Below are 13658 nucleotides of genomic sequence, written 5' to 3'. Positions count from 1 at the left end.
GTGCAGATCAGCCTGGTCCGCGCTGGCCTGGCGGACGCCGCTCGCACCATCACGCTGCCCGACGGGGTGGGCGCGCTGACCTCGACCGGCTACGTGCCCGACAGCGTGGCCGAGCCGCACTTCTTCGTCGCCGAGGCCCAGCACACCTACGACCGTGCCATGGGCCGGGGCTTGGACGAGGTCGAGTTCACCTGCCGGGTCTTGGTCGGCCGGCAGGACGACCGCACCTCACAGGAGCTCATCGACCTCATGCTCTCCGGCTCCGGCACCGGCTCGCTGAAGGCGGCGCTGGAGGCGGCGCGCGGGGCGCCGGGTGAGTACGCGCTGGGCGGCGCGGCGCACGACCTGCACGTGATGCGGGCGCAGGGCCCGCGCTGGTACGAGCACGCCGGCACCCAGTACGTGGGCGCTGAGCTGACGGTGAAGGTCATCGGGGAAGGGGCGACGTGAGGCGGATTCGGATGGTGGTCGACATGCCGCCGGGGTCGGCCCGGGACGGACAGCCGTGGCCGGCGCGGGGGAAGCCGGTGGAGCTGCCGACGGCGCAGGCCGCGCACCTGGTCGCCTCCGGCGTCGCCGAGAAGGTGCCCGAGGAGTCCGCCCGTACCGATGAGGCCGGTGAGCCGCGCGCGGCCGAGGAGCCGGACAAGCGGAGCCGCCGCAGGCCCACCAAGCCGAAGGATGGGGAGGGCTGATGGGCAAGACGGTTCTGACCAGCGTGCGCCTGTTCGCGGTGGGCGCGGACCTCTCCGGCCACTCCAACAAGGTCGAGGTGACGACCGAGGTGGAGGACAAGGACGCGACGAACTACCTCTCCCAGGGGTGGACGGAGAAGCTCGGTGGGCTGGCGTCGGCCGAGGTCTCCGGTGAGGGGCAGTGGGAGGCCGGGGACCCGGGCCTGGTCGATGACGCGTCCTGGTCCCAGCTGGGCGGCACCGGCCCGTGGACCATCGGCGCGAACAACGCTGCTGCGGTCGGTGACCTGGCCTACCTCGTGCGCGCGATGCGGTCCGAGTACAAGCTCGGTGAGGCGGTCGGCGAGGTCGCCCCCTGGACCGGGACGGCCAAGAGCAGCTGGCCCATGGCGCGCGGGCAGTTCGCGCACCCGCCGGGTACGGCCCGCACCGCGACCGGGTCCGGCACGGGGCTGGAGCTGGGGGCGGTAGCGGCCGGCCAGCGGCTGTACGCGGCGCTGCACGTCCTCTCGGCATCCGGCACGACCCCGTCGCTGACCGCCACGGTGGAGTCCAGCGCGGACAACACCTTCGCCGCCCCGACGACGCGGCTGACCTTCGCCGCGGCGGACGAGGCGGGCGGTCAGATCCTGCGCACCGACGGCACCGCGATCACCGATACGTGGTGGCGCGTCGCCTGGGCCATCACCGGCACCACCCCCAGCTTCCTGTTCGTGTCCTCGCTGGGCATCCAGTAGCCCACCCACACCACCGGCCCGGCCCCAGACCCCCTGTTGGCCGGGCCTTCGTCATGCCCTGAAAGGGAGGCCGCTGTGCCCAAGATGGTCCTGCTCGCCGAGTACCTGTCCATCAACAGCAACGACTTGACCGACCGCACCCGTAAGGCGGAGCTGGCGGTCGAGGTCGAGGACAAGGACGTCACCACCTACGCGTCGCTGGGCTGGAAGGAAGTCCAGGGCGGCCTGAAGTCCGCCGAACTGTCGTGTGAGTTCCTGCAGGACTTCGCCGCGACCGAGCTCGACAGCATCATGTGGCCGCTGCTGGGGACCGTGGTGCCCTTCGAGGTGCGTGCGGACTCCGGCGCCGTGGGCACCTCCAACCCCTCCTACTCCGGGAACATCCTGATCAACGGGTGGTCGCCGCTGACCGGCGCGGTCGGCGATGAGGCCACCGTCTCGCAGGGGTTCCCGACCTCGGGGGCTGTGACGCGGGCGACGTCCTGATGGCCGCTCGCGCGTCGACTGGCTCGACGGGTCTGGAGCTCACCCCGCAGAACCTCCGGCAGATCAGCCGCGCGCTCAAAGCCGAAGAGGACGGCAAGGAGCTGCGCAAGGAACTCACGAAGAACATGCGCGAGGCGCTCAAGCCGGGGGCGGCGCGGGCGAAGAACAACATCATGGCGATGGAGTCCTCCACCCCCCACGGCGGCCCGGCCCTGAAGAGCGCGATCGCGCGGAAGATCCGCCCCGATGTCCGCATCTCCGGCCGGTTTCCCGGGGCGAAGATCAAGGCGTTCAAGACCCCCAACACGCGCGGCTTCGCGAACGCGGCCAAGCGCACCAACCGGGCGAGCGGCTGGCGGCACCCGGTCTTCGGCAACCGGGAGGTGTGGGTCCAGCAGCACGGCAAGATCGGCTGGTTCGACCGTGCCTTCGAGGGCCAGCGCAACGAGTACAAGGCCGCCGTGGAGGCGGCGCTGACGGAGATGGCCGAGCGCGTCGTCGCCCGGTCCCGATGATCCAGGAAGGGCCCTCGTGAAGGTCACCTACAGCCCCGAAGGCGGGGACACGCAGGTCTTCGACTACAACCCGAACAAGCTGATGTCGGCGGAGCGGGAGGCGCTGGAGAAGCGCACCGGCAAGGCGTTCAAGAGCTTCGCCATGGACGTCCTGCGCGGTGACGCGCTGTGCCGCCGCGCGCTGCTGCACGTCCTCCTCAAGCGCGATCACCCCACGATCCGCTTCGACGACGTGGACTTCTGCTGGGACGAGCTCACCGTGGAGATGACCCGGGGCGAGATCGAGCTCGCGGTGGAGCGCATGCGCTCCAAGGGCGGGGATGAGGACCTGATCGAGGGCATGCTCGGCGAGCTGGAGGACGCGCCGGAGGACGAGGGAAAAGCCCGGCTGCCCTTCGCCGTCTGAGGCAGCTCGGCAACGCCGCGCACCTGCTCCACATGACCCCCCGCGATTGGGACCAGCTGACCGTCGAGGAGGAGGACCACCTCCTGGACTGGCTGGAGCAGTACGCCGCCGAGCTGGAGAAGCACGCCCGCCGGTGACGGGCAGCCGAGAGGAGACGCACTGTGTCGGATACCTCGCTGGTCTTCGCCCTCTCCGCCCGCAACAACATGGACCGCGGCATGCGGGACGGGCGGCGGACGGTGGAGCGGGAGACCTCCGCCATGGTGGACGCCGCCGAGTCCAACGGCGCGAAGATGAGCACGGCGCTCGCGGCGGCCGGGGCGGCGGCCGGCGCCGGCGCCGCCGCCCTACTGGCCTCGACGTTCGAGCAGCACATGGACGTCTCCTCGGCCACCGCCCGCCTGGAGGCGCAGCTCGCCAACTCCACCGCCGACGTCTCCCAGGCCACCGATGCCATGACCGAGGTGTTCACCGACGGGTGGGGCGAATCAGCCTCCGAGGTCGCCGACGCCATCAAGTCGGTGTCCCTGAACATGGACGACTTCGCCGACAACCAGGACGGCCTGGAGGACATGACGAAGAAGGCGCTCGCGCTCGCGGACGCCTTCGACGACGACATCAACAAGGCCACGGCGGCGGCCGGTCAGATGGTGAAGACGGGTATGGCCGCCGACTTCGACGAGGCGATGGACCTCATCGCCGCCGGCATGAGCAGCGTCGCCAACAAGTCCGAAGACCTGCTGGACGTCTTCAACGAGTACAGCACCCAGTTCCGGCGGCTCGGCCTGGACGGCCAGACCGCCATGGGGCTGATCAGCCAGGGCCTGGAGGCCGGCGCCCGGGACGCCGACAGTGTCGCGGACGCCATCGGCATCTTCGGCGAGATGGCTCTGGCCGGCGGCGACCAGGTCAACGAAGCCTTCGCCTCCATCGGGATCAACGGGGAGGACATCGGCCGCAAGATGAGGGCCGGTGGGGATGAGGCCACCGAGGCCCTGCAGGACACGATGGACGCCCTGCGCGGCACCGACGACGCCACCACCCGCCTGTCCGCCGCGCAGATCCTGTTCGGCGACCTGGCCAACACTCAGGCCGACGCTCTGTGGGCGCTGGACCCCGCCTCGGCGGCGGCCGCCGGCGGATTCGACGACGTGGCCGGCGCCGCCGACGATGTCGTGGCCAAGCTCGAAGACTCCCCGGCGATGAAGATGCAGGCGTTCAAGCGGGGTGTGCAGCAGAACGTCATCGACTTCCTCGGCGGCGAAGTCATCCCCGCCGTCGAAGCCTTCAAGGCTGAGTTCACCACCGCGTTCGACAGTGTCTGGGAGGAGGCCGGGGCGGGGGGCGCGACCGGCGCGGACCGGGTCGTGGCCGCTGTGGAGGTCATCGGCGTCAAGATCGCCCAGAAGATCGTCGACTTCGCACCCCGCGCCGTCGAGGCGTTCTTCACCTTCGGGCAGCGCGTCGGTGAGTACGTCGCCGCCAACCCCGGCACCGTGTTCAAGGTGGCGCTGATCGCGACGGCGCTCGTGCTGGCCCTGGCCGCGCTGCCCGCCCTGATCGCCGCGGGCATCTCGGTGACCGCCATCACCATCATCGGCGGCTTCGTCTCCAAGCTCGTCAGCACGCTGACCGAGAAGCTGCCCGACGTGTGGGGCGCCTTCACCTTCTGGGTGGCCACCAAGGCCGCCGAGGCCGGGCAGACCCTCGATGCCCTCGGCATCGCCGTCAGCACGTGGTTTTGGGGGCTGTGGGACAGCTACATCGCCGAGCCGGTGAGCCAGCAGTGGAACAGCTGGCTGGACACCGTGCGCGCACTGCCCGGCCGCACGGTGACCGCCCTGGCCGAGCTCGGCGGGAACCTGTACGCGGAGGGCTGGTCGGCCTGGAACGAGTTCAAGGCGGCCGGGGTGGAGAAGGCCGCCGAGATCGTCAACTGGACCGAAGACCTGCCCGGACGCATCAAGGGCGCGGTCGGCTCCACCGGACGGCTCCTCTACAACAAGGGCCGCTCAGTGGTGACCGGCCTGTGGAACGGCATGTCCTCCCTGGGCGGCTGGCTGTACGAGAAGGTGGGCTCGTTCGTGCGGTCGAAGGTCGTCGACGCGGCGACCAGCTTCCTGTGGATCGGGTCGCCCTCGAAGCTGATGGCCGATGAGGTCGGCCGCTGGATTCCGCCCGGCATCGCCCAGGGCGCCGAGGACAACTCCGGTGTCCTGGACCGTGCGATGCGCACGCTCCTCACCCCGCCGCCCGTGCGGCCCGTGATGGCGCCCGCCTCCGGGGGCACCATGGCGCCCCTCCTCACCTCCGGGGGCGCCCGAGGACAACACCTCACGATCCGCCTGGAGGGCGACCGGGACCTGGTGCGGATGGTGCGGCGCGGTATCCGCTCGCGCGGCGGCGACGTCACCGTCCTCGGCCAGTAGACCCCCAGACCACACGAAGGAGGCCCGGGTGCCGAACACATTGGTGGAGATCCTGACCGCGGACGGCTGGGTGAACATCACCCAGGACGCCTACAACCGCGACCCCATCGTCATCTCCCGGGGCCGGCCGGACGAGGCCACGGCGTCGGACCCGGGGTCGTGCGAGCTGACCCTCAACAACCGACACGGCAAGTACAGCCCGCGGAATCCGCTGTCCCCGTACTACGGCCTCATCGGGCGGAACACTCCGATCCGCGTGTGGGCGCAGGGGCCGACCCCGTACCTGTGGATCGGGGCCACCAACGCCCGCGCCACCGTGGCCTCGTCTACGGCGCTGGATGTGGCCGAGGACCTGGACGTGGCCGTCGAGCTCGCGCTGGACCAGGTCCCGGTCCAGTCCAGCAGCTACGCCCCCTGGTCCATGGAGATCATGGGCCGCTACCAGATCACCGGTGACCAGCGCATGTGGCGCGTCATGGTCGACCAGCTCGCCCGCATCAACTTCGTCTGGTCCGCTGATGGGATCGCGTTCTCCGTCGTCGCGAGTAGCGAGGTGCTGCGGTATCGGCCGGGGCAGCGATTCGCGCTGCGTGCCACCCTCGACGTCGATGACGACGCCGGCGGCCACACGGTGCGGTTCTTCACCGCCCCGACGATGGCCGGGCCGTGGGAGCAGCTGGGCGACGCCCACGTCGGGGCCGGGACGACCGGCGTCTTCCAGGCCGGCACCGCCGATCTGGAGGTCGGCAGCATCTCGGGGCTGGGCTTCTCCGCTGGGCGGGGCCGGTACTACGCCGTCCAGCTGCGCGACGGTATCGACGGCCCGCTGCTGGCGGACGTCGATTTCACCGCGCACGGCACCGGCAGCAGCGACGTCACCGACACGGTCGGCCGCACCTGGCAGTTCCTGAACTTGGCCACGCGGACTCGCTACCACCGGCGGTTCTACGGCGAGGTGTCGTCGTGGCCGTCGCGGTGGGACGTCTCGGGCGCGGACGTGTACGTGCCGGTGATGGCGCACGGGCCGCTGCGGCGTCTGGGGCAGGGGCAGCTGCCGCTGCACTCCACGCTGCGCCGCCGGATCGCCACCTACCCCGGCCTGGTCGGCTACTGGCCCCTGGAAGAAGGCACCTCCGCCGCTTTCGCGTCGACGCCGATCGAGGGTGTCATCCCGCTGTCGGCCGAGGGCATGGACTGGGCCGCCGACACGACGCTGCCCGGCTCGGGCCCGCTACCCAAGCTCACCGCGGATGCGGTGCTGTACGGGGCGGTGCCGGCCGCGCCGGACGGGTCCTGGCACCTCGAATGCGTCTACTACCTGCCGGAGCTGCCCGCGAGCGCGGAGACGGTGCTGGAGGTGCGCACCACCTCCAGCCCGTGGCCGTGGCTGCGGATCGAGGTCACCGCCACCGCCGTGCGCGTGGTCGGTATCCAGCCGGGTGAGGAGACGTCCTCGACCACGCTCCTGATCAACGTCACCAACCCGAACGTTGCCGGCCAGTGGAATCGGCTGTGGCTGCGGCAGGAGCAGGAGGGCGGCAGCATCCGGCTGCGGGTGGGCTGGGTCACCATCGGGGGGATCGGGCTGGCGGCCGACACCTCCTACACCGGCACCGTCGGCCACGTCACCCGCATCCACACCGAGTTCGGGGCCGGGCTGGAGGGCATGAGCCTGGGCCACGTGGCGCTCTTCGAGGACGACACCAACGCGTTCAACCTCGCCGACACCGGCTTCGACGGCGAGCCGGCAGGGGAGCGGCTGCGGCGCCTGGCCGAGGAGGAGGCCCTGAAGCTGACGACGCCCGGCCTGCGCGTCCACAGTGAGGCGCTGGGCCCGCAGCCCATCGACACCTACCTCCGGGTCGTGACAGATGCGGCGGAGGCGGACGGCGGGGTGCTGTACGAGCTGCGCGACGCCCAGGCGCTGCACTACCTACCCAAGGACGTCCTCTACGACCGCGCCCCCGCCCTGGTGCTGGACTACACACAGGGCCACATCGCGCCGCCGCTGGAGCCGGTCGACGATGACCAGGCCACCCGCAACGACATCACGATCGGCCGACGGGGTGGTGCGTCGGCGCGGGTGCGGGCGGAGGAGGGGCCGCTGTCGGTGCTGCCGCACCCGGACGGGGTGGGCGTCTACGAGGACTCCGCCACCCTCAACGTCGAGGGCGACGGCCAGCTGGAGCCGATCGCGGCGTGGCGGCTGCACCTGGGCACCTGGGACGAGGCCCGCTACCCGGTCGTGCGGATCCAGCTGACGGCCGACAGCCGGGCCGACCTGCGGCAGCAGGTCCTCGACGGCCTCGACGTCCAAGCCGTCATGCGCCTGGCGAACCTGCCGGCGTGGATGCCGCCGGGCGACGTCGACCTGGTCGTGGCCGGCTACACCGAGACCCTGACCCTGACCACGTGGGACATCGAGGCCAACTCCCACCCCGCCGGGCCGTGGTCCGTCGCGAGCCTGGTGGGAGAGGAGCAGCTGAGGGAGGGGTTCGAGGACGCGACGTATGACGACGTCCTGGACCTCACCGACGGCGGGGACGCCCCCTGGACCCGCGACAACACCCAGGCCCACGCGGGCGCCTGGTCGCTGCGCTCCGGGACGATCACCAACAACCAGACCTCGGATCTGGTGCTGACGCTGCCGCCGGACGCGCAGGAGTTGAGCTTCTGGTACATGACCAGCAGCGAGACGTCCGGGCCCGGCTACGACGGAGATTTCCTCGCGGTGCTGGAGGACGGGTCGGAGGTGCTGCGCGCCCAGGGCGAGACCAGCTGGACCCGCCACACCCTCGACGTCCGCGGATCGTCCACGGTCACCTTCCGCTACAGCAAGGACAACAGCGCGGGCGCGGGCAGCGATGCGGCGTGGATCGACGACCTGACCGTCACCGTGCTGACGGACGCCGGCACCGACCAGCCCAACCGCGTCGACACCGACGGCTCGCAGGTGGCGGCCGCCGTCGACGAGACGGCGACCACACTGGACGTCCACACCCCCCAGCCCGACACCGGCCAGGTGCCCGCCTGGATCGTCTCCGCCGGCCCCGGCGACACGTTCCCGGGCGACTTCCCGTTCGATCTGCGGGTGGGCGGCGAGGTCGTGCGGGCCACGGCCTGCGAGCCGCTCGGGCACGACGCTTTCGGCCGGACGGAGACGGACACCTGGGGCACGGCCGACTCCGGGCAGGCATGGTCGAACGTCGGCACCGCGACCGACTTCGCGGTGGCCGGCGGGACGGGCACCATCACCCTCACCTCACCGCCGGAGACAATCCGCCGCCAAGCCCTCCCCGTCGACGTCGCCGACTGCGAGGTCCTGGTCCGGCTGTCGGTGGATCAGGTGGCGACGGGGGCGAGCATGGTGCCCGGCATCCTCCTGCGCGAGTCCGGCAACGACTACTACCGCGCCCGCCTCCACTTCTCGACCGCAGGCGGCATGTTCGTGTCCGTCACCCAGAACGGGAGTACGGTCGGCTCCACACCGCCGCTCAGCTACACCTACACCGCAGGCCAGGAGTTCTGGCTGAGGGCCCGGATCACCGGGCAGACCGTGCGGCTGCGAGCCTGGCCCGACGGCATGGGGGAGCCCGCGCACCGCTGGGACCACGAGGTGGAGATCACCAGCGTCGTCATCGCCTCCGGCGCTCTCGGCGTCACCGGCTCCGCGTTCGCGGGCAACACCAACACCGACCCCGTCATCGCCTTCCACTACTTCGAGGTGGTGACGCCGCAGCGCATGACCGTCACCCGCTCCATCAACGGCATCGTCAAACCCCACGACGCTGGTAGCGACGTGCGGCTGACCCGGCCCGCCATCGTCGCCCTGTAGGAGGCCACCGCATGCAGCTATCGCCCGGCACGAAAATCACCGCGGCCCGCCTCGCCCGATTTGAGTACGCCTGCCAGATGTCGTCATCGGTCTCCACGACGCTGGCCGACAACAGCCTGACGACGATCACCCTCGACACCATCGACGCCGACTCCGCCAGCGCGGCCGACCTCGCCAACAGCCAGCTCGTCATCCCAGCGTCCGGACTGTGGCTGTGCTGGGGCACGCTCGACTACGAGGGCAACGCGACCGGCAGACGCGAGCTGTGCATTTCGGTGAACGGCACCGGCACGATCTGGCACACCAAGGACGTCGACGACGTATCCACCGTGTCGGGCCGGATCACCGCGTGCGGCGGGGCCCTGCTGTCCGCCGGTGACGAGGTCACTCTCCTGGGTCGCCAGGACTCCGGCGGCTCCCTCGACGCACAGACCGGCCCCCGCGGCCCCCGCCTCGGCGCCGCACTCCTCGTCGAGACCTGACCCCGCCCCTGACCCACCGATCACCACATCGAGCCCCGGAAGCCGCTGGCGCCGGGGGCTCACCCATGCCCGAGGAGGCACCCATGGCCATGTACCCGGGGGCGACCCGGATGCTGCTGGGACCGGAGTCCCGACAGCCCGCGATCCGCCCCACGCAGCTGCTCATGCACAGCATCGTCGCGCCGTGGGACGCGCGCCGCCTGCACGCCTACTGGCGCGACTCGACCAACCTGGAGAGCCACTTCGGGATCGGGTACGGCGGCGACGTCGGCCAGTACCTCGACACCGGCATACGCGCCGACGCCAACTACCGGGCGAACCGGCGCCCCGACGGCACGGGTGCGGTCAGCGTCGAGACCGCCTCCAACACCAAGGCGTCGGACCCGTGGACGGCGGCTCAGGTAGCCGAGCTCATCGACCTCGGCGTGTGGGTCCACCGCACGCACAACGTCCCGCTGCGGATCTGCCGCAGCGCCCACGACCCCGGCTTCGGGTACCACAGCCTGCACCGCGACTGGTCCCCGTCCGGCACCGCCTGCCCCGGCCCCGCCCGCATCCGCCAGTTCCACGAGCTCGTGTTCCCCGGCATCGTCGCCGCCGCGTCCGGCGACAAGCCCGGCGGCACCACCTACGAGGTGCAGCGCGACGACACGCTCTACGAGATCGCCCGCGACTACCGGGACGTGTCCTGGCAGCAGATCGCCGCCGCCAACGGGATCCGCGCCCCGTACACCATCCACCCGGGTCAGGAGCTGACGATCCCCGCCGGGAAGACCAGCCCGTCCCGCCCGCCGGCCCGCACGGTGGTCGACCTGTCCCGGCTCCGCGCCGCCGCGAAGACCGACCCCCCGAAGGCCGGCACGCCCGTCAGCTACGCGGGGACGCTCGTCGTCGAGCTGGCGCTCGTCGAGGACGGGCTGATGGAGCGCCGATACGCAGACGGCCACTTCGGCAGCAAGTCGGTGCACGGCTACTCGCTGCATCAGCAGCGAATGGGCTACCGCGGTACCCAGCCCGGCGGCGCCGCGGACGGCATCCCCGGCTGGGACTCCCTGACCGACCTCGGCGACCGGCACGGATTCACCGTCGTCGCCTGACCCACAGGGCTGGGCGTGCGTCATGCACGTCCAGCTCCCTGACCAGAAGAAACGGAGCCACCATGCCCACCACCACCGCGCCGGTCGAGCGCAAGGTCACCGCAGCGTCCGCCGCCACGTTCGTCGCGTCCACCGGTCTCGTCGCGGCGCTGTCCGCCGTGGCCGACGACCCGAACCTTCTGAGCTGGATGGTCGACTGGCTGGAGCCCTTCGCGATCGCCCTCGTCCCGACCTCGATCACCTTCGTGTCGGGCTGGGCGGCCAAGCACACGCCCCGCGCCCCGGGCTTCACCGAGGCCGTGCGCCGGAGCCGCGAGTGACACCCCCGGAAGAGGGGGCAGGGGTGTACATCTCCCTGCCCCAGATGTACGCGGAGGTGAGAGGGCTGGCCCAGGCCGTCGGTCGCATCGAGCACAAGCTCGACGGCTTGATCGAAGAGAACCGCGACATACGGACCGACATGCAGGACCACGAGACGCGGCTCCGCGCGCTGGAGCGGGGCCGGTGGCCGCTGCCGTCCCTCGCCGCGCTGGTGTCCGTCGCGGCGCTGGTCGTCGCCCTGCTTCAGATGAACAGCTGACCCCCACGCAGAAGCGCCCCGTCTGGCCTCATGGCCGGGCGGGGCGCCTTCGTCATGCACGGACGGAAGCGGCCCCCAACTCGTGTGAGCCGGGGGCCGTTCGCTGAATCCCGCGCTGCGCTGCGGGTACCGTCGTGAGTGCGACCACACGACGGAGGACCAGTATGCCTGACACCCCTGACATCGGTTCCCGGCTCCGCAGCATCCGCAAGCGCCGCGGCCTCACCCAGCGCGAACTCGCCCAAGCCGCCGGCGTCAGCACATCCCTCGTCTCGAAGCTGGAGCAGGGAGTCATCGGCGACGTGCGCCTGGAGACCGCGCGCCAGCTCGCCGTCGCTCTGCGCGTCTCCACCACGAGCCTGCTGCAGCGCGACGAGCCGGGCCCGCCGCCGGTCGAGATCCGCGACCAGTGGGCCGCCGTCCGCGCGGCCCTGACCACCCCGCCCACAGACGAGGTTCAGGACGCTCCGACGGTCGACGGCACCCGCCGGGCGCTGACGGCCGCCGAGCCGCTGTTCGCCGCCGACCAGTTCAGCGACCTCGCCCGCATCCTCCCCCCGCTACTCCGGGACGCCGAAGCGCTGGGCAGCGCGGCCGAAGCCCGCGCGATCCGGACCCGCACGCTGCAGCTCACCGGCTGGCTGCTGGTGCAGACACGGCAGTTCGAGGCGGCCGAGGTAGCGCTCGCCCGCGCGCTGGACGGGGCGGCCGACCGGCTCGACGGGGCCGCCACCGTCAGCACGATGTGCTGGCTCATGCTCCGCACCGGGCGGCTCGCCGAGGCACTGGACTGGGCCGTGCGGTGGGCCGACGACGTGGAACCCCGGGTCACACGGGCCACCCCTGACGAGCTGTCCGCATGGGGGTGGATGCTGCTGCGCGTCTCCGCCGCCGCGGTGCGCGACAACCGCCCGGACGTGGCCGAGGACTCCCTGCGCTGGGCCCGCTCGGCCGCTGTGGCCCTCGGCCGCGAGCACGCGCCCCGAGCGGACTTCCTGCGGACGTTCGGGCCCGTCACGGTGGCGCTGAAAGCGGCGGAGAACGCCTCGGTGGTACAGCGGCCGGATCGGGTGCTGACGCTCGCCAAGCAGGTGCCGGCGTCGTCGCTGCGCCCGACGTCGAACAACCGCAACCGCCACCTGCTGGACGTGGCGAACGCGCACGCGTCCCTGCGGGACTACGGGAGTGCGGTGGAGGTGCTGGAGTCGGTGCGGGCCGGGTCCCCGCAGTGGTTGCCGCAGCAGCGGTTCGCGCGGGACATCGTCGGGCGGATTGTGGGCCGCCGGCGGACGCTCACGCCCGAGATGCGGGAGCTGGCGACGGCGGTGGCGCTGCCGCTGTGATAGTTCCGGCCGCGGGCTGACGGAACTGTCATTGAACCGACACTGTGAGTTCGGTCACCGTTGGTACATGAAGTGCGACAGCCCGCGCCCGGTCGCGGCCCCTGACCCCACCGACTTCCCGCCCGCGCGCGCCCTGCGCCGCTGCTGCCGCTGCCCCGAGCTGACCCAGGACGGCACACCCGTCGGCACCGTCGAGGCCGACGCGCACCCGCCGGAACAGCTGTACGCCTGCCCGGCCTGCCTCCGCCCCGGCGAGCGGAGGCAGGCACAGTGACCGCCCCCCGGTCCTTACAGCGCTGCCCCGACTGCCGGCAGCTCCGCGACGACGTCCGCCCCGTCGCCCTCATCGAGGCCAACAGCGGCCCAGGCTGGACCCGCCGCGCCTGCCTTGCCTGCGTGCCGTCCTGCCCGCTCGACACGGAACCCGTCGACAGAATTGACGGAAAGGGCCTGGAGGGGAGTTCCGTCAATTCTGTCGACGCAGATCCCGTCCGCGAGTCCGAGGCGCCGCCGCTCTGCCCGCTCGACGTCGCCGAGCCGGAACGGGTGGACCGGTGACCGCCCCCGCCGCCGAGCGGTACCTCACGCCCGAGTGCCTCACCGCGCAGGAGCTCGCCGCCGAGTCCGACCCGCACGAGCCGACGATCGCGGAGATGCACCGCTGGTGCCACGGCACCTGGGAAGTCCGGGTCGGGCACGAGCTCGCGGCGGCCGGCCGGTGCGACTGCACCTGTCACCGGGAGGTGGGCCGGTGAGTGCGCGGCGCCTGGTCGTCGCGCCGCGCGTCCGCGTGCCCCGCGTCGACCTCCCGCCGCGTGCCGGCCGGGTGAGGCCCTACGTGTTCCTGCCGTACTCGATCGCGGAGCGGCCACCGGGCGGGCCCTACGCGGCAGCGCGCGGTCGGTGAAGCGGCCCTGAGCCCCCGTCCAGCCGGAGCTGGGTGGGGGCTTCGTCATGCATGATCGCCAACGACTCGGCCGAGCAATGGCCGAGCAACGGCCCTCAGATCCCCCGAAGAACGCAAGGAGCCCCACCTCAGGCGGTGCTGAGCTG

The 13658-nt window shown here is 71.7% G+C and carries 17 protein-coding genes; all 17 read left to right on the top strand.

The genetic code is table 11. The features are described from left to right. The 17 genes from IF129_RS10205 to IF129_RS10125 all read left to right on the top strand — a co-directional run bounded on the left by IF129_RS10205 (position 1) and on the right by IF129_RS10125 (position 13512). The gene (locus tag IF129_RS10205) at positions 1-450 is read left to right on the top strand and encodes a hypothetical protein (protein ID WP_191209238.1); all 450 of its coding nucleotides are present in this window, start codon (positions 1-3) and stop codon (positions 448-450) included. Then, positions 447-695, top strand: coding sequence for a hypothetical protein (locus IF129_RS10200; RefSeq protein ID WP_191209237.1), 249 nt, complete (start codon positions 447-449; stop codon positions 693-695). Before IF129_RS10205 ends, IF129_RS10200 begins: the two co-directional genes overlap by 4 nt. Next, positions 695-1432 (top strand): hypothetical protein, encoded by a 738-nt coding sequence (locus IF129_RS10195; protein WP_191209236.1) that lies wholly within the window; start codon positions 695-697, stop codon positions 1430-1432. Before IF129_RS10200 ends, IF129_RS10195 begins: the two co-directional genes overlap by 1 nt. A gap of 84 nt (positions 1433-1516) precedes the next feature. Next, positions 1517-1918, top strand: coding sequence for a phage tail protein (locus tag IF129_RS10190; protein ID WP_224754773.1), 402 nt, complete (start codon positions 1517-1519; stop codon positions 1916-1918). Next, a complete protein-coding gene (locus IF129_RS10185) occupies positions 1918-2433 on the top strand; it encodes a hypothetical protein (RefSeq protein ID WP_224754730.1) in 516 nt (171 codons plus the stop codon). The genes IF129_RS10190 and IF129_RS10185 overlap by 1 nt, the downstream gene beginning before the upstream one ends. Positions 2434-2449: 16 nt before the next feature. Then, the gene (locus IF129_RS10180) at positions 2450-2839 is read left to right on the top strand and encodes a hypothetical protein (RefSeq protein ID WP_191209234.1); all 390 of its coding nucleotides are present in this window, start codon (positions 2450-2452) and stop codon (positions 2837-2839) included. A gap of 161 nt (positions 2840-3000) precedes the next feature. Beyond that, entirely contained in the window at positions 3001-5268 is a 2268-nt protein-coding gene (locus IF129_RS10175; protein ID WP_191209233.1) for a phage tail tape measure protein, read from the top strand. Between the two features lie 28 nt (positions 5269-5296). After that, on the top strand, positions 5297-9103 hold the full coding sequence (locus tag IF129_RS10170) for a hypothetical protein (protein WP_191209232.1): 3807 nt from the start codon (positions 5297-5299) through the stop codon (positions 9101-9103). 11 nt (positions 9104-9114) lie between these two features. Continuing rightward, on the top strand, positions 9115-9585 hold the full coding sequence (locus IF129_RS10165; protein ID WP_191209231.1) for a hypothetical protein: 471 nt from the start codon (positions 9115-9117) through the stop codon (positions 9583-9585). An 83-nt stretch (positions 9586-9668) separates the two neighbouring features. Further along, positions 9669-10682 (top strand): LysM peptidoglycan-binding domain-containing protein, encoded by a 1014-nt coding sequence (locus IF129_RS26235; protein ID WP_224754729.1) that lies wholly within the window; start codon positions 9669-9671, stop codon positions 10680-10682. A 62-nt stretch (positions 10683-10744) separates the two neighbouring features. Further along, positions 10745-11002 (top strand): holin, encoded by a 258-nt coding sequence (locus IF129_RS10155; protein WP_191209230.1) that lies wholly within the window; start codon positions 10745-10747, stop codon positions 11000-11002. 23 nt (positions 11003-11025) lie between these two features. Continuing rightward, complete coding sequence (locus tag IF129_RS10150) at positions 11026-11262, top strand: hypothetical protein (RefSeq protein WP_318153650.1); 237 nt, start codon at positions 11026-11028, stop codon at positions 11260-11262. A 164-nt stretch (positions 11263-11426) separates the two neighbouring features. Beyond that, on the top strand, positions 11427-12605 hold the full coding sequence (locus tag IF129_RS10145; protein WP_191209229.1) for a helix-turn-helix domain-containing protein: 1179 nt from the start codon (positions 11427-11429) through the stop codon (positions 12603-12605). 67 nt (positions 12606-12672) lie between these two features. Continuing rightward, entirely contained in the window at positions 12673-12879 is a 207-nt protein-coding gene (locus IF129_RS10140) for a hypothetical protein (protein ID WP_191209228.1), read from the top strand. Then, positions 12876-13163 (top strand): hypothetical protein, encoded by a 288-nt coding sequence (locus IF129_RS10135; protein ID WP_191209227.1) that lies wholly within the window; start codon positions 12876-12878, stop codon positions 13161-13163. The genes IF129_RS10140 and IF129_RS10135 overlap by 4 nt, the downstream gene beginning before the upstream one ends. Continuing rightward, positions 13160-13360, top strand: a complete 201-nt coding sequence (locus tag IF129_RS10130) for a hypothetical protein (RefSeq protein WP_191209226.1) — start codon at positions 13160-13162, stop codon at positions 13358-13360. Before IF129_RS10135 ends, IF129_RS10130 begins: the two co-directional genes overlap by 4 nt. Then, positions 13357-13512, top strand: a complete 156-nt coding sequence (locus tag IF129_RS10125) for a hypothetical protein (protein WP_191209225.1) — start codon at positions 13357-13359, stop codon at positions 13510-13512. Before IF129_RS10130 ends, IF129_RS10125 begins: the two co-directional genes overlap by 4 nt. Positions 13513-13658 lie beyond the last annotated feature (146 nt).

The organism is Streptomyces chumphonensis, assembly GCF_014779715.1.
Classification (GTDB): Bacteria; Actinomycetota; Actinomycetes; order Streptomycetales; family Streptomycetaceae; genus Streptomyces; species Streptomyces chumphonensis.
The sequence above is the reverse complement of the archived record's forward strand: the minus strand, read 5'-3'. Positions and strand labels throughout refer to the sequence as shown.

Excerpts from the sequence above, each read along its gene's own strand:
- IF129_RS10140 (WP_191209228.1), top strand. The coding sequence starts at position 12,673 with ATGAAGTGCGACAGCCCGCGCCCGGTCGCGGCCCCTGACCCCACCGAC.
- IF129_RS10155 (WP_191209230.1), top strand. The coding sequence starts at position 10,745 with ATGCCCACCACCACCGCGCCGGTCGAGCGCAAGGTCACCGCAGCGTCC.
- IF129_RS10165 (WP_191209231.1), top strand. The coding sequence starts at position 9,115 with ATGCAGCTATCGCCCGGCACGAAAATCACCGCGGCCCGCCTCGCCCGA.
- IF129_RS10190 (WP_224754773.1), top strand. The coding sequence starts at position 1,517 with ATGGTCCTGCTCGCCGAGTACCTGTCCATCAACAGCAACGACTTGACC.
- IF129_RS10195 (WP_191209236.1), top strand. The coding sequence starts at position 695 with ATGGGCAAGACGGTTCTGACCAGCGTGCGCCTGTTCGCGGTGGGCGCG.
- IF129_RS10145 (WP_191209229.1), top strand. The coding sequence starts at position 11,427 with ATGCCTGACACCCCTGACATCGGTTCCCGGCTCCGCAGCATCCGCAAG.
- IF129_RS26235 (WP_224754729.1), top strand. The coding sequence starts at position 9,669 with ATGGCCATGTACCCGGGGGCGACCCGGATGCTGCTGGGACCGGAGTCC.
- IF129_RS10185 (WP_224754730.1), top strand. The coding sequence starts at position 1,918 with ATGGCCGCTCGCGCGTCGACTGGCTCGACGGGTCTGGAGCTCACCCCG.